A 20,049-nucleotide genomic window follows, 5' to 3' on the forward strand; every position below is an offset into this window, starting at 1 on the left:
ATGACTGACCCAGAGCGCGGCGCAACGGCGGCGCACGCCCACACGGGCGCGTGGGTGACGCAGGTGCTCCGCGAACGGATCTCCGCCGGCGAGCTGCTGCCCGGCACCAAACTAGCCGAGCAGGCCCTGGCCGAGTCACTGGCCGTCTCTCGGAACACCTTGCGTGAGGCCTTCACGGTGCTCGCGGGCGAGTCGATTGTGGAACGAGTGCCCAATCGCGGCGTCTTCGTGGCCTCTCCTCACGCCGAGGACATTCGCGAGGTCTACCGGATCCGCCGCATGCTCGAGCCGGCCGCCCTGTTGTGGGGCGAGCTGGGGGAGGAGACGGTGGCCGGGCTGCACGCGGTGGTCGACCGGGCCCTGGCCGCCCGCGACGCCGGGGACGTCCGCGGGATGGCTGATGCGAACCAGCACGTGCATGGCACCATCGTGGCCCTGTCCGGCTCGGAGACCCTCAGGACGGTGATGGACCAGACCCTGGCCCGCATGCGATTGGTCTTCCACGGCATGGCCGCGGCCCCCGACTTCCATGCCCGGTATGCCGAGCGCAACCGGGTGCTGGTGGGGCTGTTGGAATCCGGCTGTCGCGAAGACGCCGCCGAGGCGATGCGCGACTACCTCGACACCGCCGAACGCGAATTGCTCGACTGGCTCGGGCACGAGGACGAGCCGAAGAGCGGCTCAGGAGCGGCTCAGGGGATCAGGTAGTCCGAGTCCCGGGCGTCGGTGATCAGCATGTGGCCCGGTGCGTGGGCGATGGCCAGCGGTGGCCGGGACTCCATGACGGCGGCCTGCGGGGTGACGCCACAGGCCCAGAACACCGGAATGTGTCCCTCGGGAATGGTCACGGGGTCGCCGAAGTCCGGGGTGTCGAGGTCACGGATGCCCAGCTCGTCCGGGGCGCCGACGTGGACCGGTGCTCCGTGGACGGCCGGATAGCGCGAGGTGATCCGCACGGCGTCGGCAACTTGAGCGGCGGGGACCGGTCGCATCGAGACCACGAGCGGCCCGGACACGCTGCCGGCCGGCGCGCACCGCACGGAGGTCCGGTACATCGGCACGTTCACGCCCTGTCCCTGATGAGCGATCGGCACACCGCCGACGGTCAACGCGGATTCGAAGGTGAAGGAGCATCCCACGATGAACGTCACCAGGTCGTCGCGCCAGTACTCCGTGATCGACGTCGGCTCCGCCACCGGGACACCGTCCTCGTAGACCACGTACTTCGGCACGTCGGTGCGGATATCGCCGCCGGACAGCAACTCCGAGGAGGTCTCGCCGGCGTCCAGGACACCCAGCAATGGCATCGGCTTCGGGTTGCGTTGGGCGAACAGCAACAGATCGAAGGCGTGCGAACGCGGGACGATGATCAGGTTGGCCTGGGCCCACCCGGCAGAAATTCCCGACGTCGGCCGGACCAGTCCCGCTCGGAAGCGCGCCCTGGCCTCGGATGGGGTGAGAGCGGCGAGATCGGCGTCCATCACGCCCCCGTCATGAGTTCGATGGCCGGCGCGAACGAGTTGTAGGCCAGGAACAGCGTCACCAGCCAGACGGCCACGCCGATGACGATGAGCCAGACCGGGTACCGGTAACCGTGCAGCAGATCGCGGCGGCGCAGCGTCACCCAGAGCAGGACGGCGAAGCCGATGGGCAGGATCAGGCCGTTGAACGCGCCGGCGAAGACCAGCAGGGTCTGCGGCGCCTGGCCCAGGAAGAGGTAGACCACGCCGCACACCGTGATGAAGGCGACCGTCAGCAGATTCCTCCGGCGCGGGCTGCCGTCGGTCTTGGTGATGAACGAGACCGAGGTGTACGAGGCGCCGATGACCGACGTCACGGCGGCGGCCCAGAGGATGATGCCGAACAGCCGCATGCCGATCTCGCCGGAAGCGTGCTGGAAGGCCTCGGCCGCCTGGTTGTCCGTGGTCAAAGCGACTCCGCCGGCCACGACGCCGAGGATGGCCAGGAACAGCAGGACACGCATGATGCCGGTGACGATGATCCCGAGCACGGAGATGCGGCTGATCTGCTTGACGGCTCCTTCGCCGCGGATACCCGAGTCGATCATGCGGTGGGCTCCGGCGTAGGTGATGTAGCCGCCGACGGTGCCGCCCACGAGCGTGGTGATGACGAGGATGTCCACCTGCTCCGGCATCACCGTGTTCCGCAGTGCATCACCGACGGGTGGGGCGGCGACGATGGCCACGTAGAGCATCAGCAGGATCATCACGGCCCCGAGCATCACCACAATGCGGTCCAGAGCCATGCCGGCACGCTTGGAGAGGAAGATCAGGATCGCGATCACCGCGGAGATGCCACCGCCGATCTTCGGATCCACTCCGAGCATGGCGTTGGCGCCGAGGCCGGTGCCGGCGATGTTGCCGATGTTGAACACCATGCCGCCGATGAACACGAGGACCGAGAGCACCCAGCCGATGCCGGGCAGGACCTTGTTGCCGAGTTCCTGGGTCCGCATGCCGGAGACGCCGATGATGCGCCACACGTTCAGCTGGACCGCGATATCCACGAGGATCGAGATCAGGATGGCGAACGCGAAAGCCGCCCCGAGCTGGACCGTGAACGTGGTGGTCTGGGCGATGAAGCCGGGGCCGATGGCGCTGGTGGCCATGAGGAACATCGCCCCGAGGAGGGCGGTCCGCTGTGCGTTTTTGGGCTTGGCGGGCTTGGCCGGTCGTGCCGGTTCGGTGGCGTCGGTTGCGGCGTCCTTCATGGCTACCTCTCAGGCGGGTGGGTGATGTGCATCACCGAGGGGAATTTGAGCGAACACTACAGGTTGTTCAACAATCCCCGCAAGACATTGTTGAACAATCATGAGGGGTTGAACGTGCGGGCGGGCTAGGGCCAGACTGCGATCATGGCTGAGAAAAAGACATCGTCCAAGGAATCCGACGCTCCGCAGATCAAAGACGAAGAGATGTATGAGGCCCTGCGTGAGGATGGGGCCAGTAAACAGAAGGCGGCGAGGATCGCCAATGCGGCCGCCCGCGACAGTCGCTCCGAAGTCGGCGAGCGCGGAGGTGAATCAGAGTCCTACGAGGACTGGACGGTCGATGAGCTCAAGGACCGGGCCAAGGAGCTGGACCTCCACGGCTACTCAGATCTGCGCAAGGACGAGCTGATCGACAAGCTGCGCAACCACTAATCTCCACTGGTCAGCAAGGCCAGCAGAGCCCGGTCCGGTTGCTGGTTCAGACGCATCACTCTGCCTTTCTCGAACAGATCGATCACCCGGGGATCCACGTAGGCCTCCCGAGCGACCGTGGGGGTGTTGTGGAGGAGATCTGCGCTGGCCTGAATGGCGATCTTCACCGCCTCCGGAGGCATGACGCCGGCTCGATGGGAGCGGGCCAGGGATCGAGCAGCCGCGACCGTTCCCTGCCACGTCCGGAAGTCCTTGGCCGTGAACTCCAGTCCGGCGATCTCGGTCAGATACTCGTTGACCTCCATGGCCGAGATGCCCTTCCATGCCCGACGCCGGCCCGTGCGGACCGGATACGCCATCGCCGGGGCGGTGCGCGGGGTGACCGGAATGCCGGCGAAGAAGTCTGCCAACTCGGCGTCGTGGACCGTCACGTCCCATTCGCCGCCGGCCTTGCCGGGGAACCTCAGGTGCACTTCGCCGTCGTGCAGCCCGACATGCCGCCGCTGCAGGGTGGTGGCCCCATATGCCTTCAGTTGACCGGTGTGCTCTGAGCCGCCCACCCGTAATGCGGCGCGGTCCATCAGTCGCACGGCCGCCGCCAGGGCCCGACGCCGGCCGACTGACTCCGGCGAGTCCGCGGACGATGCGGGGTTCGCCGGGCCGTCGGAGCGGGTGTCGCCGCCGGACGCGGCCTCGCCCGGTCGCAGATCGCGGGTCACCCGCCGACGCAGCGAGGGCAACGTCCTGGCGAAGGACAATGCCCGCTCGAACTTCTCGGAATCTCGAGTGGCGCGCCACTGCGGATGATAGAGGTACTGCTTCCGGCCGGCGTCGTCGATTCCGGTGGCCTGGATGTGGGCATTCTCCTGGCCCGCGATCCAGACCTCAGTCCAGGCAGGCGGAACGGCCAGGTTCCGGATCCGCTCCAGCGCCGTCGGATTGGTGATACGGCGCCCGTTGGCGCCCCAGTAGGTAAAACCCCGGCCGGCCCGACGTCGGGTGTAACCGCCGTTGCCCGGAGTCGCCCTGGTCAGCCGGGGCACGTCAGGCGCTCTTGCGTCGCTTCGAGGTGGATTTCTCGGCCTTCGCTGGCTTCTGTGACTTCTTCTTCTGTGACGAATCGGACTTGCCGGAGGGACTGGACTTACTCGAGTCGTCCTTCTTGGCTGACTTGCTGGTCTTGCTGGATTTGCTGGATTTGCTGGACTTCGACCGAGATGAGCTGCTCGACGTGTTGCCGGAGGACTTCTGGCGGGTGCTCTTCCCGGAACTCTTGCGGTCCCCGCGCTTGCGGTCCAGCGAGGACTTGAGCGCCTGCATCAGGTCGATGACCTCCGCGTCCTCGCCCTCGGATTCGTCCTCGGTCTCGCCGAAGGTGGCGGCCGTGTCCAGGGATTCGCCTTGTTCGAGCTTGGCGTCGATGAGCTTGCGCAGCTCGACCTGGTAGGTGTCCTCGAACTCCTCGGGTGTGAAGTCGGAGGCGAACTGATCCACCAGCGCCGAGGCGAGCTTCTTCTCCTTGGTGTTGATCTTGGTGCGAGACCGGGTGGCGGGGAAGTCCACGTCCCGGATCTCGTCGGCCCAGCGCATGGTCTGCAGCACCAGCACCTTGTCCTGGACGCGGAGCACGCCGAGGCGGGTCTTCTGCCTCAATGCGAACGTCACCACCGCGGTGCGATCGGTGTCCTCCAGCGCCTGCTGCAACAGCAGGTAGGACTTCGGGGATTTGCCCTGGGGTTCCAGGAAGTAGCTCTTGCCCAGTGTGACCGGGTCGATCTGCTCGGACGGGACGAACTGCACCACTTCGATCTCGTCATTCTGGGCTTCGGGCAGAGCATCGAGGTCCTCATCGGTGATGATCACCGTCTGCTCGTCCTCGGTGTAGGCCTTGTCGATGTCGTCGTAGTCGATCTTCTTCCCACAGACCTCGCACCGGCGCTGGTAGCGGATCCGTCCGCCGTCGGCGTCGTGGACCTGGTGGAAGGAGACGTCGTGCCCCCTCGTCGCTGAATACGCCTTGACAGGCACGTTCACCAGACCGAAGGTGATAGATCCAGACCATACGGCTCGCATAACGGCCAGCTTAGGCCCCTTGCGGCCGTGACGGGAGGATTGCATGGCACGAACGCCGCGGAAGACCTACACCGTGGGGGAGCGCAGCCTTTCGGTCTCCAGTCTCGACAAGGTCCTTTATCCGGTCACCGGGACCACCAAGGCCGAGGTGATGGAGTACTACCTCGCCGTGGCCCCGGTGCTGATCCCGCAAGTGGGGCAGCGTCCCGTGACCCGCAAGCGCTGGGTCGATGGTGTGGGCACGGCGGAGAAGCCCGGCGAGGTGTTCTTCCGGAAGGATCTGGAGGATTCGGCGCCGCAATGGATCCCGACCGGTCGGCTGGAACACTCTGAACGCGTCAACGTGTATCCGCTGGCCAATGAACCCGCCGTGCTCGCGTGGTTCGCCCAAGTGGCTGCGTTGGAGCTGCACACCCCGCAGTGGCGGTTCGGCCGGAACGGGCAGCCCCGCAATCCGGACCGCCTGGTGTTGGACCTCGATCCGGGCGAGGGGGCCGGGCTGGCAGAGTGCGCCGAGGTGGCACGGTGGTGCCGCGAGATCCTGAGCGACATGGACCTGGAGGCCTTTCCCGTGACCTCGGGATCCAAGGGCATCCACCTCTATGCGGCCCTGGACGGCAAGCACAACGCCGAGGCCATCAGCCAGGTGGCGCACGAACTCGCCAAGGCCCTGGAAGCTGATCACCCCGACCTGGTGATCTCCTCCATGCGCAAGTCCCAGCGGGCCGGCAAGGTCTTCGTGGACTGGAGCCAGAACAACGGGAACAAGACCACCGTCAGTCCCTACTCCCTCCGAGGACGTGAGCGGCCGTGGGTGGCCGCCCCGCGGACCTGGGACGAACTCGATGATCCGGATCTGCGGCACTTGGAACTCGACGAGGTGGCCGAACGCGTGGCCGACGGCCTGGATCCCATGGCCGCGCTGGGCTGGACGCCGGAGTCCGGCAGTGGTGACTCCGGCGGTGGTGACTCCGCGGGTGGTGAGTCTGGCGGCACGGGTGACGGGGCCGGCGTCGACCGTCTCACCACCTACCGGTCCATGCGCGACCCGGCCAAGACGGCCGAACCGGTGCCCGAGTCCGCCCCGGCTGAGCGTTCCTTCGGCGATGGCGAACTCCCGGCCTTCGTCATTCAGGAACACCACGCCCGGCGTCTGCACTGGGATTTCCGCTTGGAACACTCGGGGGTGCTGGTCTCGTGGGCTGTCCCCAAGGGGCCGCCGCTGGAGACCGAGTCGAACCGTCTGGCAGTGCAGACGGAGGATCACCCACTGGAGTACGGGACCTTCGAGGGAACCATCGCCCAGGGTGAGTACGGGGCCGGGGAGGTCACCATCTGGGACACCGGGACGGTCGAGCTGGAGAAGTGGCGCGACGGCAAGGAAGTCATCGCGGTGCTCCACGGACAGCCCGACGGCGGCCTGGGTGGCGTGCCGCGGCGTTACGCCTTGATCAACGCTCCGGGCATGGGCGAGAAGAAGAACTGGCTGATCCACCTGATGAAGGACCAACCGGATCCGAAGAAGGGAACAGCCGCGTCCAGCAAGACGAAGACGTCCAGTAAGACGAAGACGTCCAGCAAGGCGAAGAAGTCCACGGGCGCGCCGGCGTCGTTCTCGGGGTTCTCGGTGGGGGACGTGCCCGAGCCCATGCTGGCGACCGCGGGCCAACCCGCCGACCTGGACGCGGACGAGGACTGGACCTACGAGATGAAGTGGGATGGCTATCGGTTGATCGCCGGAATCAGTCCCGACGGGCTGATCCTGGTCAGCCGCAATGGCAAAGACCTGACCGCCGACTACCCCGTGCTCGACGAACTCTGTGAACTGCTCACCGGCCCCGCCGCGGAGTACGGAGGAATCATCGTGGACGGGGAACTGGTCGCTCTGGACGGTGAGGGTCGCCCGGATTTCGGACTCTTGCAAGAGCTCAGCGGTCGCAACAGCCGCGGCATGCGTCGCCGTGGTTCGGCCAGCCCGGCGCAGGGCACCGAGGACCAAGCCAGTCTGCGCTACATCGTGTTCGACGTCCTCCAGCTCGGTCCGCCCGGGGCGCCGAAGTCGGCCGTCCGATCCTTGCTGCGCACCGCGTATGACGAGCGTCGGGAGATTCTGATGGACGCCGTCGGGGGTGGTGACTATGTCTCCGTGCCGCCGGCCCACCACGGCAGCTTGGCCCAGGCCCAACGGGCCAGTCGGGAACTCGGGCTGGAAGGAGTGGTCGCCAAGAAGACCGATTCGACCTACCTCCCCGGGCGGCGCGGATCAGCGTGGATCAAACTCAAGCTGCAGCAGCATCAGGAGGTCGTGGTCATCGGCGCCCGTGAGGGCAAGGGTGGCCGTGCCGGCGGGGTGGGTTCGTTGCTCGTAGCAGTGCCGGACGAGACCGGGCAACTGCGGTATGCCGGGCGGGTGGGCACCGGCTTCTCCTCCACGCAACTGGAGGAGGCCGGCGAACGTCTGCGCCGGCTTCGCCGCAAGACTCCGCCCGTCTCCGACATCCCCACAGCCGACCAGGCCGACGCGTGGTGGGTGCGCCCGTCGCTCGTGGGGGAGGTGTCGCTGGCCGGTCGCACGCGCGCGGGTCGATTGCGCCAGGCCTCGTGGCGAGGCTGGCGTGAGGACAAGTCTCCCGAGGACGTGCGCTGGGAGGTGTCATGAGCTCAGCGGATCGAGGGCGGCCGGTGACGGACGAGGACGAAGCGGCCTTTCGTCATGAGACGCCCGCGGAGAAACTCGACCGCAATTGGAACGAGCTGCTCCAGGAACTGCGGGTGATGCAGACCGGGACACAGATCGTGACCGCCTTCCTGATGACCTTGCCGTTCCAGTCCCGCTTCGGCGACCTGGCCGACCACTTGCGCGGTTGGTATCTCGTGCTGCTGGTGGCCGCCGTCCTGCTGACGGCGCTGATGCTGCTGCCCGTGGTGATTCACCGCCGCTTCTTCGGAAGGCATGTCAAGAACCGGACGGTCGAACTGGGTGACCGTGTGGTGAAGATCTGCCTGGCCGGCATGGGTCTGCTGCTGGCCGGTTGTGTCGCTTTCATCTCCCACGCGTTGATGGCTCCGGACGTCGCCCTGTGGGTCACCGTGGGCACGGCGGTGGTCATCGCGGTGCTGATGGGTGTGCTTCCCCTGCTCTTGCGTCCGGGCCTCAGCTCACGTACCCGTCGGTGACGCTCAGCGCCTGGTCCAGGATGTCCAGGCCGTGACGGACCACATCGTCGGGGGTGTTCAGTGGCGGAGCCACGTGGATGCGGTTCATGTTCTGGAACGGCAGCAGGCCCAGTCTCTTGCACTCGGCCACCAGCTCGTTCATCTCGGGCGAGGAGCCACCGTAGGCGGCCATCGGCTCCTTGGTGGCGCGGTCCTTCACCAGTTCAACCGCCCAGAAGGCACCGAGTCCGCGCACGTCACCCACGGAGGGATGGGCCGCCTGCATCTCACGCAGCCGCGGACCGATGATCTCTCGGCCTAGGCGCGCCGAGTTCTCCACCATGCCCTCGTCCTTCATGGCGGTGATCGTGGCGACGGCGGCCGCGCAGGCCAGCGGGTGTCCGGAGTAGGTCAGCCCTCCCGGGTACGCAGTGGTGGCGAAGCTCTCGAACACGGCGTCTGAGATGGCCACTCCGCCCAACGGAACGTAGCCCGAGTTCACGCCCTTGGCGAAGGTCATCAGGTCTGGTTCCACGCCCCAGTGGTTGACGGCGAACCATTCACCAGTGCGGCCGAAACCGACCATCACCTCGTCCGCGATGAACAGGATGCCGTGCTTTCGGGTCAGCTCCCGCACACCCTCCAGGTATCCGGCCGGAGGGACGTAGATGCCCGCCGTCCCCGGCACCGTTTCCAGGATCACGGCGGCAATGGACCGGGGTCCCTCCAGCAGGATCGTCTGCTCGAGGTGCTCCAGCGCCCGTTCGGTCTCCTCCTGCTCCGTGGTGGCGTGGAAGTAACTGCGGTACGGATACGAAGGCATGAAATGCGCGACGCCGGCTGCGGCCTTGTCCACGGCATCGCGCCGAGGGTCGGCGGTCAGGTTGAAGGCCAGCTCGGTGCCGCCGTGATAGGCGCGGTAGGCCGAGAGGATCTTGGGCCGGCCGGTGTGGAGGCGAGCCATCCGCGCGGCGTGCTCGACGGCGTCGGCCCCGGCGTTGGTGAAGAACACGTGGTTCAGGTCTCCGGGGGCCAGCTCGGCCACCAGTCGGGCGGCCTCGGAACGAACGTCGTTGACGTGCGAGGGGTTGATGGTGGCGATGGTCGCGGCCTGCTGCTGAATGGCCTCGACCACTTTCGGGTGCGAGTGACCGATGTTGGTGTTGATGAGCTGCGAGGAGAAATCGATGAGGCGGTGGCCCTGGCCGTCCCAGACGTAGGAGTCTTCGGTCTTGACCACGGTCATCGGGGAGAGGGTTCGTTGAGCACCCCACGAATGGAAGACGTGTGCGCGGTCCAGCTCATACGCTCTGCGGCCCGCAGCCAGCAGGTCCTCGCTGATCGAAGGGTCCGGGGTCACGGGTTGGATGGTCATCGACACTCCTTGAGGTGGATGGGGCGCTGACTGATTGATCACCAGCATGCCCGATTCTCACCGTCCCGCGAGGTGGGTGACGGATGAGATAATCAGAGCCATGGACCCCGTACCCGAATCCGCTGAGGCGACCGGAGGCGAGGCCCGCTGGTTGTCGATTCGGGAGCGTCGGGCCTGGCTGAGCCTCGTGGCCACGTACATGCAGCTCATGCCCACACTCGAGTCGGACCTTCAGCGCGACGGTCCGGTGAGTTTCTTCGAGTACCAGGTGCTGGCCATGCTCTCGGAGGAGGACGGGCCGTTGCCGATGAGTGAGTTGGCCGCTCGGACCAATTCGTCCCTTTCGCGGTTGTCCCACGTGGCGCGCAAGCTCGAGTCCCGTGGGTGGATCCGCCGGAGCCCGTCCCGTGAGGACGCCCGCGTCACCATGGCCGGGATGACCCCGGAGGGGATGTCCGAACTCCAGCGTCTGGCGCCACATCACGTGGAGAGCGTTCGTCGGTGGTTCCTGGACAGTCTCGATGATCGTGACCTGGCCGACCTGGCCCGCATCGGGGCCAAAATCATCACTCACCTGGACCCGGATCACTGGATCTTCCGGGATCCCGCGCTGGCGGGGGAGTGCCCTCAGCAGAGCTGATTCCGGTTTGGACGATTCGTGACTCTGGCCTAAGATGGAACGGCGTTAAGCCACGTTGTGCCCTATGCGCGCCCGGTGTCCTGCACCAGGTGACCGGGGCGCCGGAAAACAGCGTGCTTCCCGTAAACCGGATCCCCGGGCCGCCTCTCGAGGTGGCGCAGGGGACTCACCGTCTTCCCCAGCGATCAAGGGCACTTCGGTTGGATCTCACCCAGCCTGGTTACCCCTTCGGAAAGTCGCAGTAAGAGCGCGGTGTCACAACTGGTGGCGGGACTCGTGGTGCAACCGGCTTGTCGGAGGCGCCACTAGCGGGTTCCGCCCGTTCTTTTACTACTACTTGCAACGAGGAGTGATCATGGCAGCAAACTGCCAGGTAACCGGGGCTGGGCCGGGCTTCGGCCACAGCATTTCCCACTCGCACCGTCGCACCAAGCGTCGGTTCGACCCGAACATCCAGAAGAAGACCTACTGGGTTCCGTCCCTGCGCCGCAACGTGACCTTGACCCTGTCGGCTAAGGGCATCAAGACCATCGACGTGCGCGGTATCGATGCCGTCGTCGCCGATCTGATCTCCAAGGGAGTGAAGCTCTGACATGGCCAAGGACAAGGACATTCGTCCCATCATCAAGCTGAAGTCCACCGCCGGCACCGGGTTCACCTACGTGACCCGTAAGAACCGCCGCAACACCCCGGACCGGATTGTGCTCAAGAAGTACGACCCGGTTATCCGCCAGCACGTCGAATTTCGAGAGGAGCGCTGAGGCATGGCCAAGAAGTCCAAGATCGCCAAGAACGAGCAGCGTAAGGTCATCGTTGCCCGCTATGCCGAGAAGCGCCGCGAACTGAAGAAGACCCTGGTCGACCCGAACGCCTCTGACGAGGCACGCGAGAACGCCCGCGTCGGTCTGCAGAAGCTTCCCCGCGATGCCTCCCCGATCCGAGTCCGCAACCGCGACTCCATCGACGGCCGCCCCCGCGGTACCTTCCAGAAGTTCGGTGTCTCCCGTGTTCGCTTCCGCGACATGGCCCACCGCGGCGAACTGCCGGGCATCACCAAGTCTTCCTGGTGACCTCCGGCCTGCTGCTCTGAGGACTCTCTGAAGAGCGGCGCCTGAGCACCACGCAGCATCCCACGGGGTGGCGGACCACACGGTCCGCCACCCCGTGGGTCTTTAAGGCCCGCGCCGCTCCACCAGCCCTGCGCCCGCCAAGCCCTGCCCCCGGCCAGCCCTGCGCCCGAGCCGACTTTCCGCCGTCGCTCGGGGCTTGAACCCCTTCGAGGGCTCTCCCTAGCGTGAGCAGTGTCAGGAGCAGCCGATCACCGGCGCTCTCAAGGTCAACACCTTTCGGAGGAGCAGTGATGGCAAACGAACCGCAGAGCCCCGTGAAGGATCCCAACTACGACCTCATCGCCGTCCTGGAGAAGTCGCTCCAGGCGGTCTTTCAGCTGGAGACCTACGCCAAGGACGCCGAACAGAACGGCGACACCGAACTGGCGGAGTGGTTCCGCCGGATCCAGGAGAACAACCGCAAGGCCGGCGACCAGGGCAGCGAACTCCTGCTGAAGCGCCTCCAGAATCGCAGCGCGTGACCATTCACGCTCGCTGATCGCAGGGCTTCCTCCCGCTCGGAGGAAGCCCTGCTGCATGGCGAGGGTGGCGCTCCAAGCTCAGGAATCGAGTGAATTGCCACCTTTTCCGCGACTTTCCGCGTATTTCCGGGCTTTAACGGCGTCTTGCGGGGCTTTCGGGTGGTAGCTTTCGGAACATGCGCCCGGATCTGCCGGTTCGGGCCAGGGAATCCACCATCGAAGTCCAGGAGGACACATGGCTATGAACCGCAGTGAACTTGTTGCCGCCGCCGCTGAGAAGACCGGCAACTCCCAGGCCGCCGTGAACGGCGTGCTGGATGCCGTCTTCGAGATCTTCTCGGCGCAGATCTCCAAGGGCGAGAAGGTCACCATCCCCGGCTGGTTGGCCGTGGAGCGCACCGACCGTGCCGCCCGCACCGGTCGTAACCCGCAGACCGGCGACACCATCCAGATCCCGGCCGGTCACTCGGTCAAGATCTCCGCCGGCTCCAAGCTGAAGTCCGCCGCCACCGGCAAGTGACGAGACTTTAGTGTGACGCGGGCGCAGCCGCCCACCGTCGACCGAGGGCGCCCCCACGTGGGGCGCCCTCGGCGTTTAACTCGTGCCGATCCTGATGGGACGCACGGAAAATCACTGCGAACCATCAGGATCGGCACGAATCCGCTCTGGTTCAGCACGTTCAGCACATGCAGGGTGTTCAGGGCTAGTGCGTTTTTCTACGCTCGGTAGAACTCACGTATCATGGACGGATCGTCAGTTCGCGACGCGGCAGGGGAGGTGCACCGAATGCCCGTACGCTTGCTTGCTCGGCGTCCCCCTCGGAGCCCACCCCGGCATCCACTGGGCAGTCCACCTCAGCGTCCACTGCGGAGTCCATCCCAGCATTCCGATTCCTTCCGACGTCCCGGTGCGGCTACTGTTCGGGGCCCCGCCCGTCTGGTGCGCGGCTGGGCTGCTGCCCTGATCGCCACCCTGCTGGCCGCCGGTTCGCACACCGTGGCCGCCTCCTCCGGTCATCACGACGCCGGTCCCGCCCCCGTGGTCTGGATCCTCACCCTCGCTCTGGCCGGGCTTCTCTGCACCGCTCTGGCGGGGCGTGCCCTGTCCTGGTGGCGCCTCGGCCTCGCGGTGGGGGCCAGTCAGCTGCTGTTTCACTGGTTGTACTCGATGGCCGCCGTACCCCTTCCGGCCACAGGCCTGACTGATCCGCATGCCGCCGCCGGCCACGGCGCTGCCGCCCATGCCTCTGTCACGGACGCCGTTGCCACTCACGGTGCTGTCACTCATGCAGCTGCCACTCACCCGGCCTCGGCCGACCATCTGTCGATGGCGATGGTCTGCGCACACGTGCTGGCCGCCGTCGGGACGGTGGTGCTCTTGCGCCGCGGGGAAGTGCTCGCGGCACGCGTGGCGGAACTCGCCGTCGGGGTGGTTCTGCGTTCGCCGGGCGCACGGATGGCTTGCCGCACCCTGCTGTCCCCGGTGCGCCGTGTCCCCGTCCGGGCCTCGGCGCCCGCGTGGGGACTGAGCGATGTTGTCCTCTCCTGCCTGCGACTGCGCGGGCCACCGTCGTGGACACCGTCGGTATTGACCGGCCTGTGACCCTCGACCACGTCAAACATCGCCCGACGCCCACCGGCGCGGGCCCCGAAGGACACCATGACGACGACCCCATCCACCACCCCCATCCCGACCAACCACCGACTATCGAGAACCTCCCGACCCAGAACGACCGGCGCGGCCGCGGCGTCGGCAGTTGTAGCGGCCTGTGCCGTTGTGGCACTGGCCACGGCATCCCCGGCCGCAGCCCACGATGAGCTGCTCTCCACCTCGCCCGAGGCGGGCACCACCGTGCTCACGGCCCCGACGGAAGTGACGCTGGCGTTCTCCGGAGATCCCATCACGGGTCAAGGAGTCCAGAACCTCATCACCGTGACCGACGACGAGGGCCACCAATGGCAAGACGGTGACGCCCAGGTCTCCGGGGCGGAGCTCAGCGCCGACCTGTGCGAGGGACTGCACAACGGTGAATACGAGGTCGAGTATCGAGTCGTGTACTCCGACGGTCATTCCGATGAGAAGTCCTACGAGTTCACCCTTGATGATCCGGACGCGCCGGACGCTGCAGTCCCCGAGGACTGCGGCGTCCCGAATCCGGAGGCCTCCGTGGCCCAGGGCGGAGCGTCCGCCAGCGCGGACACCGCTTCTCCGGGCGCGGCTACGGCTGAGTCAGCGTCTCCGGACGCGAACGGCTCCGCCTCCGATGCCTCGGATGCGTCCGACACGGCCGGCACCCCCGATCCGGCCGGCACCGCATCCGGCGAGGCCACGGCCGCGGACAGTCAGGCGCCGGCCGAACAGTTGCCCGGATGGGTCTGGCCCGCGGCCCTCGGGGCAGTGGTGGTCGTGGTGCTGGCCATGGTGACGGTGTTCCGCAAGGCCAAGAACATCGACGGCGGCACCGACACCCCGTGACGAACCGACGGTCCGGGGCGGCGGACGTCGCGTCAGCCCCGGGCCGTCTCCGGCAGGAACGACCTGCGAGAGAATGGACACCGTGAATTCTTCCCGATCCGCAGCCCAGGGCGCCTCTGCGCCGGTGTGGCTGTGGCCCGTTGCCGGGACGGTCGGCGTGGTCGCCTTGGTGCTGGCCGCCGCCTGGACCGGCATCGCCGCCGTCGACCACCTCTCCGACCCCGGCGCCTTGACTCGCTGGGGACTGCCGGTGGCCGAGATGCTGCACAATCTGGCGCTGCCGACCGCCGTCGGGGCTCTGGTGTTCGCCTGTGTGATCATCCCGCCCGTCCGCGGGGAGGTCGAGCACCCGGCGTTCACGCGGTTGATGACGGTCGGGACCGCGGCCTCGGTGGTGTGGACGCTCTCCGCCCTCGCCGTGCTCATCCTGTCCTACTCCGATCTTTCCGGCATGCCCCTGGACCCGGGAGCCACCTTCACCTCGAGCCTGGTGGGGTATGTCCAGGACATCTCGGTCGGCCAGGCATGGATGGTGGTGACCGTCATCGCCGCCGTGGTGACCTCCCTGACCATCGCGGTCCGCTCGGCGGCCGGCCTGGCCTGGACCGCGGTGCTGGGTCTGGCCGGCATCGTCCCGTTGGCCCTCATCGGTCACTCCGCCTCCGGCGACGACCACAACGGCGCGGTCAACTCGATCGGTCTGCATCTGCTCGGCGTGGTCGTGTGGGTCGGCGGACTCATCGTGCTGGCCCTGATCTCTCCCGCCCTCCACGGCCCGGACGGAGCCACCGGCCGCCGCTCGGCCCACCGGCAGGGACCCGAGCCCCTGATCTACACGGTGGTCTCTCGGTACTCGCTGCTGGCCGGGCTCGGATTGGCGACCGTGGTGCTCTCCGGTGTGGTCAACGCGGCCATCCGGATGAACACCTGGGAGCAACTCACCAGCCCGTACGGCGTGCTCATCCTCGCCAAACTGTTCGGCTCGGTGCTGCTGGGTCTGGCCGGACTCATGCACCGGCTGTGGATCATCCCGCGCCTGGCCACCGGCACCACGGCCCCTCCGCTCGCGGCCAAGCGTCTGCTCTGGCAGCTGATCGCCGTCGAGGCCGTGCTGATGGTCGCCGTCATGGCGTTCGCCACCGTGCTGTCCCGCACGGCGCCGCCCGTGCCGGAGGAAATCGCTCCCGACGCCTCGCCGGCCCGCATCCTCACCGGCTATGAACTGCCCCCGGAACTGACCTTCGAACGGTGGTTCACCTCGTGGCGCCTGGACTGGCTCTGGGTGGCCATCATCGTGTTCCTGGTTGTGTGGTGCCTCCGGGCCACGATCCGGCTGCGCCGCCGTGGCGACGTCTGGCCGGTGCTGCGGACCGTCTCCTTCTTGGTGGGCCTGGCCATCCTGTTCTGGGTGACCTCCGGCGCCCCGGCCATCTACGGGCAGATCCTGTTCAGCGCACACATGGTCGCCCACATGACCCTGACCATGATCGCGCCCCTGTTCCTGGTCCTCGGGGCTCCGGTCACCCTGGCCCTGCGTTCGTTGCCCACTCGCACCGACGGCACTCGTGGCCCGCGTGAGTGGATCCTGTGGATCGTGCACTCTCGTTTCGGCAAGGTGGTCACCCATCCGATCGTGGCGGCGGTGAACTTCGCCGGTTCCATCCTGGTCTTCTACTACTCACCGTTCTTCGGCTTCGCCCTGAACGAGCACCTCGGCCACGAGTTCATGAACGTGCACTTTTTGCTGACCGGCTATCTCTTCGCCTCGGTGATGATCGGCATCGACCCGCTGCCGCGAAAGGTGCTGTACCCCATCCGGTTGGTGATCCTGCTGGCCACGATGGCCTTCCACGCCTTCATCGGTGTGGCCATGACGTCCTCACAGTCGCTGCTGGAGGCCTCTTGGTTCGGCTCCACCGGACGCGACTGGGGTCCCTCGGCGATCGCCGACCAGCAGATCGGCGGGGCCGTGATGTGGGGCATCGGGGAGGTGCCCACCGTGATCATGGCGGTGTTGGTGGCCGTGATGTGGTCCAGCAACGACGCCAAGGAGACCAAACGGCTCGACCGCAAGGCCGATCTCAACGACGAGGCCGAGCTCAAGGCCTGGAACCAGATGTACGAAGACCTTGCCGAGGAGAGGCCACGCCGATGACCACGCGATCCGACCGCCAGCTGCGGTCCGCTCCCTCCGGCGTCGGAAAGGATGTTCTCACCGTCGGCGCAGCGCTGGCCTGCGCGCTGGCGTTGGCCGGCTGCTCGGACGGCACCCAGACCGACCACGGCGGCGCCACCGACCCGTCCAGCTCGGTCGCCGATGACGGTCGGCCGGATCAGCAGGCGGCGGCATCGGCGGCCAACCGGGCCGGCAGCTTCGGCTTCACGAACCAGGCCGCCGCCACACAGGAGGCCATCGTCGAGAGCCGGGACGAGGCACGGCGGCGCCAGAGCAACACCACGGGCACCACCGTGGAGCCCGCCGACTGCGCATCGCCCCTGACCGCGATTGACTGGTCGCCCATTCTGATGCCCGATGCCGAGGCCTCTCGCGTGGACTTCGGCTCCGAGACGTTCGCCGGGACCGGAACCGTCGAGGTCGCCTCCCTGGAGGACGCCGAGGTGGTCAGGGACCATATGCGCAGTGTTGATCAGTTGGTGGCGGAGTGCCCCGAGCTCTCCCTGACCGTCGCTGATTCCAGCGTGCAGGGCTCGTCGTCCTCTGCTTCGTCTGATTCGTCCTCGTCGTCTTCTGTTTATGACGTCACCGCCCGTGCTTCCGAGGCCGATGCCGACTCCGCGTTGGTGTGGACGCGGACACCCGCAGGAGGTCAGAGCGGCGGCGCTGAGAACGGTGCTGAGGACGAGGCCGAGGGCGGGAACGAGGGCCAGACAACGGTCCAGGTGCTGATGGACCAGACGGACGACTACGTGGTGATGGTGTCCTTCATCGGCGGCTCCGAGGTCGCCGGCGAGGAGTTCACAACCATGGCCGAGGAGATCCTGGCGACCGCCGTCGACGCGCTGTGACGCCGGGGCTTCACGGACCGTGGCCCGGACTGACAAGATGGCCGCACGCGCACCGTCCGGCTCCGCCCGGCACGTGCGCCGGTTGATGATCAGCAATCCACCTGAGGAGCCTGTCATGAGCGAAAACCAGCGTCCCGACGACGGCAGCACCGGCGATTTCGAGGGCGATTCCACTGACGCCGGGGTCACCGGAGCGGGCAATCGAGTGTCCGACCCTCCGGAGGGCCAGGAGCAAGAGGGCTCGGAACAGCAGGGCGACTCGGCCAACCCGGATCCACGAGAAGGCGACGTCACCGGACTGGAGCCAGGCGGCGGCGTGCCGCCGGGGGAGACCCCGCCGGCCGAGGGGCAGATGAGTGGAGACCAGGGTCACGAGGAATAGTGGCGTTGTATGACTTCACCGACTAGGTGAGGACCGGCCGGGGCGAGGACAATGGGCGCATGAGCACGACTGCACCCCGCGCCACGTCCCGCGCCACCTCCCGCGTCCGCGCGTCGGAGTTGATCGGCCGCAATTGGCTGAATACCGGCGGACAACAGCTGGACCTCGCGGACCTGCGCGGAAAGATCCTGATCCTCGACTTCTGGTCCTTCTGCTGCATCAACTGCCTGCACGTGCTCGATGAGCTGCGCCCGCTCGAGGAGCAGTTCCATGACGTGCTGGTCACCGTCGGTGTGCATTCGCCGAAGTTCGACCATGAAGCCGATCCGGAGGCCCTGGCCGCGGCGGTGGAACGCTATGACATCCAGCACCCCGTCCTCGACGACCCGACGCTGACCACGTGGCAGGCCTACTCGGCTCGCGCGTGGCCGACCCTGGTCGTCGTCGACCCCGAGGGCTACATCGCCGCGCATCTCTCCGGCGAGGGACACGTGGCCGGGCTGACCTCACTGATCAGCGAGCTCGTGGAAGAGCACACCGCCAAGGGCACGCTGCACCGTGGCGACGGACCATATGTTCCGCCGGAGCCGGTCGCCCGAGACCTCAAGTTCCCCGGCAAGGCCATCGCCCTGGGGAGCAGAGGAAGCGAGCCCGGTTCGTTCCTGGTCGCCGACACCGGTCATCACCGCCTGGTCGAACTCGGTGCGGATCTGACCACCGTGGTGCGCACCATCGGCGGCGCGGGTGATGGCTCCGGCGGGTCGACCGAGGACAATCAGGAGACCAAGGGCACCAAGGGCATCGTCGACGGCGGCCCGGAGACGGCGCTGTTCAACGAGCCCCAAGGGCTGACGCTGCTGCCCGAGGACGTGGCTGACGCCGTCGGGTACGACGTGATCGTGGCCGACTCCGTCAACCACCGCCTCCGGGGGGTCGCCCTCGCGGACGGCACGGTCACCACGCTGGCCGGCAACGGCGTGCAGCGACTGATCGATCCCGAGCGCGCCCGGGTGGCCGCCGATCCGGACTCCGAGGACAGCGTCTCGTTGGAGCCGTTCGAGACCGCACCCCTGGAGACTTCGCTGTCCAGCCCCTGGGACGTGCTGTGGTCCACCACCGAGGACACCGCGGTCGTCGCGATGGCCGGCACGCACCAGATCTTCAGTTTCGATCCACGCACGGGAACTCTGGCCGTCTACGCGGGGACCGGTCTGGAAGGGCTGGAAGACGGCGGCCCCACCACGGCCTGGTTCGCGCAGACCTCGGGATTGGCCGAGGCCCCGGACGGCTCCCTCTGGCTGGCCGACTCCGAGTCGTCGGCGCTGCGCCGCATCGTCCTCGGCTCCGGCTCGGACGCTGATGCGGGCACGCCGGAGCGTCAGGTGAGCACCGCCGTCGGGACCGGATTGTTCGATTTCGGTTTCCGTGACGGCGCCGCCGAGCAGGCCCGGCTGCAGCATCCCCTCGGGGTGGCCGCGCTGCCGGACGGCTCTGTGCTCGTGGCGGACACGTACAACGGAGCGGTCCGCCGCTTTGCGCCGGCCGGTGTGTCCGCGGACGGACGGGCGACCGAGGCATCCGTGTCCACCGTGGCCCGCGGGCTGAAGGAGCCCTCCGACATCCTCGTCGAGCCCGATGCAGAGGGGCAGGCGACCTCGATCGTGGTGGTGGAGACTAACGCCCACCAGCTGGTGCGGCTGTCCGTGCCGGAAGAATATCTGCAGGTGGACGAGGGTGCGTTGCAGACGCAGCGGCCGCGGACCGCGGTGGCCGCCGGGGATCTCGAGCTCGCGGTGAACTTCGAAGCGCCGGCGGGGCAGAAGCTCGATGATCGCTGGGGCGATCCGACGCAATTGAAGATCTCCTCCTCACCAGAGGAGCTGCTCCTCGGGGGCGACGGCACCTCCACGGGACTGAACCGGACACTGCGGATCAATCCCGACGTCGCCGAAGGAGTTCTGCACATCACCGCCCGGGCGGCCTCGTGCGACGGAGAGAAGGGGCAGCCCATTCCGGACCACGCCGCGTGCCACCTCTACCAACAGGACTGGGGCATCCCGGTCACCGTGCGGGCGCAGGATCTCGACGGAGACGGCCTCGCGCCGGAGACCCGTCTGGATCTGGACCTGCGGGGGATACACTGACAATCGAGTGGCGGCATCGCGC

General features: G+C 67.2%; 21 protein-coding genes. 16 read left to right on the forward strand and 5 right to left on the reverse strand.

What is annotated here, in order from left to right:
- Positions 1-708, forward strand: a complete 708-nt coding sequence (locus ACFQQD_RS13710) for a GntR family transcriptional regulator (protein ID WP_378090414.1) — start codon at positions 1-3, stop codon at positions 706-708.
- On the opposite strand, the gene ACFQQD_RS13715 is transcribed toward ACFQQD_RS13710, so the two are convergent.
- Positions 693-1,481, reverse strand: coding sequence for a putative hydro-lyase (locus ACFQQD_RS13715; RefSeq protein WP_378090515.1), 789 nt, complete (start codon positions 1,479-1,481; stop codon positions 693-695). The genes ACFQQD_RS13710 and ACFQQD_RS13715 overlap by 16 nt on opposite strands.
- A complete protein-coding gene (locus tag ACFQQD_RS13720; protein WP_378090416.1) occupies positions 1,481-2,731 on the reverse strand; it encodes an NRAMP family divalent metal transporter in 1,251 nt (416 codons plus the stop codon). The genes ACFQQD_RS13715 and ACFQQD_RS13720 overlap by 1 nt, the downstream gene beginning before the upstream one ends.
- Before the next feature lie 144 nt (positions 2,732-2,875).
- Between ACFQQD_RS13720 and ACFQQD_RS13725 the strand changes: the two genes are divergently transcribed.
- Positions 2,876-3,163 (forward strand): Rho termination factor N-terminal domain-containing protein, encoded by a 288-nt coding sequence (locus ACFQQD_RS13725; protein WP_378090418.1) that lies wholly within the window; start codon positions 2,876-2,878, stop codon positions 3,161-3,163.
- Here ACFQQD_RS13725 and ACFQQD_RS13730 read toward each other — a convergent pair.
- Entirely contained in the window at positions 3,160-4,206 is a 1,047-nt protein-coding gene (locus ACFQQD_RS13730; protein ID WP_378090420.1) for a DNA topoisomerase IB, read from the reverse strand. The two genes, ACFQQD_RS13725 and ACFQQD_RS13730, sit on opposite strands and share 4 nt — an antisense overlap.
- A 1-nt stretch (position 4,207) precedes the next feature.
- The gene (locus tag ACFQQD_RS13735) at positions 4,208-5,281 is read right to left on the reverse strand and encodes a Ku protein (protein ID WP_378090422.1); all 1,074 of its coding nucleotides are present in this window, start codon (positions 5,279-5,281) and stop codon (positions 4,208-4,210) included.
- On the opposite strand from ACFQQD_RS13735, the gene ACFQQD_RS13740 reads away from it, so the two are divergent.
- Together ACFQQD_RS13740 and ACFQQD_RS13745 are read left to right on the forward strand one after the other, a co-directional pair.
- Positions 5,280-7,895, forward strand: a complete 2,616-nt coding sequence (locus tag ACFQQD_RS13740) for an ATP-dependent DNA ligase (protein ID WP_378090424.1) — start codon at positions 5,280-5,282, stop codon at positions 7,893-7,895. The two genes, ACFQQD_RS13735 and ACFQQD_RS13740, sit on opposite strands and share 2 nt — an antisense overlap.
- Positions 7,892-8,413 (forward strand): DUF6328 family protein, encoded by a 522-nt coding sequence (locus ACFQQD_RS13745; RefSeq protein WP_378090426.1) that lies wholly within the window; start codon positions 7,892-7,894, stop codon positions 8,411-8,413. Before ACFQQD_RS13740 ends, ACFQQD_RS13745 begins: the two co-directional genes overlap by 4 nt.
- Here the strand turns inward: ACFQQD_RS13745 and ACFQQD_RS13750 are convergent.
- On the reverse strand, positions 8,391-9,767 hold the full coding sequence (locus ACFQQD_RS13750) for an aspartate aminotransferase family protein (RefSeq protein ID WP_378090428.1): 1,377 nt from the start codon (positions 9,765-9,767) through the stop codon (positions 8,391-8,393). The genes ACFQQD_RS13745 and ACFQQD_RS13750 overlap by 23 nt on opposite strands.
- Positions 9,768-9,867: 100 nt before the next feature.
- Here ACFQQD_RS13750 and ACFQQD_RS13755 point away from each other — a divergent pair, with 100 nt between their 5' ends.
- The 12 genes from ACFQQD_RS13755 (at position 9,868) to ACFQQD_RS13810 (ending at position 20,027) form a co-directional block, all read left to right on the forward strand.
- Positions 9,868-10,407 (forward strand): MarR family winged helix-turn-helix transcriptional regulator, encoded by a 540-nt coding sequence (locus ACFQQD_RS13755; protein ID WP_378090430.1) that lies wholly within the window; start codon positions 9,868-9,870, stop codon positions 10,405-10,407.
- Between the two features lie 355 nt (positions 10,408-10,762).
- Complete coding sequence (gene rpmB / locus ACFQQD_RS13760) at positions 10,763-10,999, forward strand: 50S ribosomal protein L28 (protein WP_378090432.1); 237 nt, start codon at positions 10,763-10,765, stop codon at positions 10,997-10,999.
- 1 nt (position 11,000) lies between these two features.
- Positions 11,001-11,168, forward strand: coding sequence for a 50S ribosomal protein L33 (gene rpmG / locus ACFQQD_RS13765; RefSeq protein WP_378090434.1), 168 nt, complete (start codon positions 11,001-11,003; stop codon positions 11,166-11,168).
- Between the two features lie 3 nt (positions 11,169-11,171).
- Complete coding sequence (gene rpsN / locus ACFQQD_RS13770; RefSeq protein WP_378090436.1) at positions 11,172-11,477, forward strand: 30S ribosomal protein S14; 306 nt, start codon at positions 11,172-11,174, stop codon at positions 11,475-11,477.
- 290 nt (positions 11,478-11,767) lie between these two features.
- The gene (locus tag ACFQQD_RS13775) at positions 11,768-11,998 is read left to right on the forward strand and encodes a hypothetical protein (RefSeq protein ID WP_378090438.1); all 231 of its coding nucleotides are present in this window, start codon (positions 11,768-11,770) and stop codon (positions 11,996-11,998) included.
- A gap of 235 nt (positions 11,999-12,233) precedes the next feature.
- Positions 12,234-12,518, forward strand: a complete 285-nt coding sequence (locus ACFQQD_RS13780) for an HU family DNA-binding protein (protein ID WP_378090440.1) — start codon at positions 12,234-12,236, stop codon at positions 12,516-12,518.
- A gap of 420 nt (positions 12,519-12,938) precedes the next feature.
- Positions 12,939-13,601 carry a hypothetical protein gene (locus ACFQQD_RS13785; protein ID WP_378090442.1) on the forward strand — a complete coding sequence of 221 codons (663 nt, stop codon included), beginning with the start codon at positions 12,939-12,941 and terminating at the stop codon, positions 13,599-13,601.
- A gap of 57 nt (positions 13,602-13,658) precedes the next feature.
- Entirely contained in the window at positions 13,659-14,474 is an 816-nt protein-coding gene (locus ACFQQD_RS13790) for a copper resistance protein CopC (protein ID WP_378090444.1), read from the forward strand.
- A 73-nt stretch (positions 14,475-14,547) separates the two neighbouring features.
- Positions 14,548-16,629, forward strand: a complete 2,082-nt coding sequence (locus ACFQQD_RS13795) for a cytochrome c oxidase assembly protein (protein WP_378090446.1) — start codon at positions 14,548-14,550, stop codon at positions 16,627-16,629.
- Positions 16,626-17,501 (forward strand): hypothetical protein, encoded by an 876-nt coding sequence (locus tag ACFQQD_RS13800; RefSeq protein WP_378090448.1) that lies wholly within the window; start codon positions 16,626-16,628, stop codon positions 17,499-17,501. The genes ACFQQD_RS13795 and ACFQQD_RS13800 overlap by 4 nt, the downstream gene beginning before the upstream one ends.
- 115 nt (positions 17,502-17,616) lie before the next feature.
- Complete coding sequence (locus ACFQQD_RS13805) at positions 17,617-17,883, forward strand: DUF6480 family protein (protein ID WP_378090450.1); 267 nt, start codon at positions 17,617-17,619, stop codon at positions 17,881-17,883.
- Between the two features lie 59 nt (positions 17,884-17,942).
- On the forward strand, positions 17,943-20,027 hold the full coding sequence (locus ACFQQD_RS13810) for an NHL domain-containing thioredoxin family protein (RefSeq protein ID WP_378090452.1): 2,085 nt from the start codon (positions 17,943-17,945) through the stop codon (positions 20,025-20,027).
- The last annotated feature ends 22 nt before the right edge of the window (positions 20,028-20,049 follow it).

The sequence above is a fragment of the Citricoccus sp. GCM10030269 genome (assembly GCF_042665635.1).
GTDB lineage: Bacteria > Actinomycetota > Actinomycetes > Actinomycetales > Micrococcaceae > Citricoccus.

Bases quoted from the DNA above. Each gene is read 5' to 3' on its own strand.
- ACFQQD_RS13710 (WP_378090414.1), top strand. From the start codon at position 1: ATGACTGACCCAGAGCGCGGCGCAACGGCGGCGCACGCCCACACGGGC.
- ACFQQD_RS13715 (WP_378090515.1), bottom strand. From the start codon at position 1,481: ATGGACGCCGATCTCGCCGCTCTCACCCCATCCGAGGCCAGGGCGCGC.
- ACFQQD_RS13720 (WP_378090416.1), bottom strand. From the start codon at position 2,731: ATGAAGGACGCCGCAACCGACGCCACCGAACCGGCACGACCGGCCAAG.
- ACFQQD_RS13725 (WP_378090418.1), top strand. From the start codon at position 2,876: ATGGCTGAGAAAAAGACATCGTCCAAGGAATCCGACGCTCCGCAGATC.
- ACFQQD_RS13740 (WP_378090424.1), top strand. From the start codon at position 5,280: ATGGCACGAACGCCGCGGAAGACCTACACCGTGGGGGAGCGCAGCCTT.
- ACFQQD_RS13735 (WP_378090422.1), bottom strand. From the start codon at position 5,281: ATGCAATCCTCCCGTCACGGCCGCAAGGGGCCTAAGCTGGCCGTTATG.
- ACFQQD_RS13745 (WP_378090426.1), top strand. From the start codon at position 7,892: ATGAGCTCAGCGGATCGAGGGCGGCCGGTGACGGACGAGGACGAAGCG.
- ACFQQD_RS13750 (WP_378090428.1), bottom strand. From the start codon at position 9,767: ATGACCATCCAACCCGTGACCCCGGACCCTTCGATCAGCGAGGACCTG.
- ACFQQD_RS13755 (WP_378090430.1), top strand. From the start codon at position 9,868: ATGGACCCCGTACCCGAATCCGCTGAGGCGACCGGAGGCGAGGCCCGC.
- rpmB (WP_378090432.1), top strand. From the start codon at position 10,763: ATGGCAGCAAACTGCCAGGTAACCGGGGCTGGGCCGGGCTTCGGCCAC.
- rpmG (WP_378090434.1), top strand. From the start codon at position 11,001: ATGGCCAAGGACAAGGACATTCGTCCCATCATCAAGCTGAAGTCCACC.
- rpsN (WP_378090436.1), top strand. From the start codon at position 11,172: ATGGCCAAGAAGTCCAAGATCGCCAAGAACGAGCAGCGTAAGGTCATC.
- ACFQQD_RS13775 (WP_378090438.1), top strand. From the start codon at position 11,768: ATGGCAAACGAACCGCAGAGCCCCGTGAAGGATCCCAACTACGACCTC.
- ACFQQD_RS13780 (WP_378090440.1), top strand. From the start codon at position 12,234: ATGGCTATGAACCGCAGTGAACTTGTTGCCGCCGCCGCTGAGAAGACC.
- ACFQQD_RS13790 (WP_378090444.1), top strand. From the start codon at position 13,659: ATGACGACGACCCCATCCACCACCCCCATCCCGACCAACCACCGACTA.
- ACFQQD_RS13795 (WP_378090446.1), top strand. From the start codon at position 14,548: ATGGACACCGTGAATTCTTCCCGATCCGCAGCCCAGGGCGCCTCTGCG.
- ACFQQD_RS13800 (WP_378090448.1), top strand. From the start codon at position 16,626: ATGACCACGCGATCCGACCGCCAGCTGCGGTCCGCTCCCTCCGGCGTC.
- ACFQQD_RS13805 (WP_378090450.1), top strand. From the start codon at position 17,617: ATGAGCGAAAACCAGCGTCCCGACGACGGCAGCACCGGCGATTTCGAG.
- ACFQQD_RS13810 (WP_378090452.1), top strand. From the start codon at position 17,943: ATGAGCACGACTGCACCCCGCGCCACGTCCCGCGCCACCTCCCGCGTC.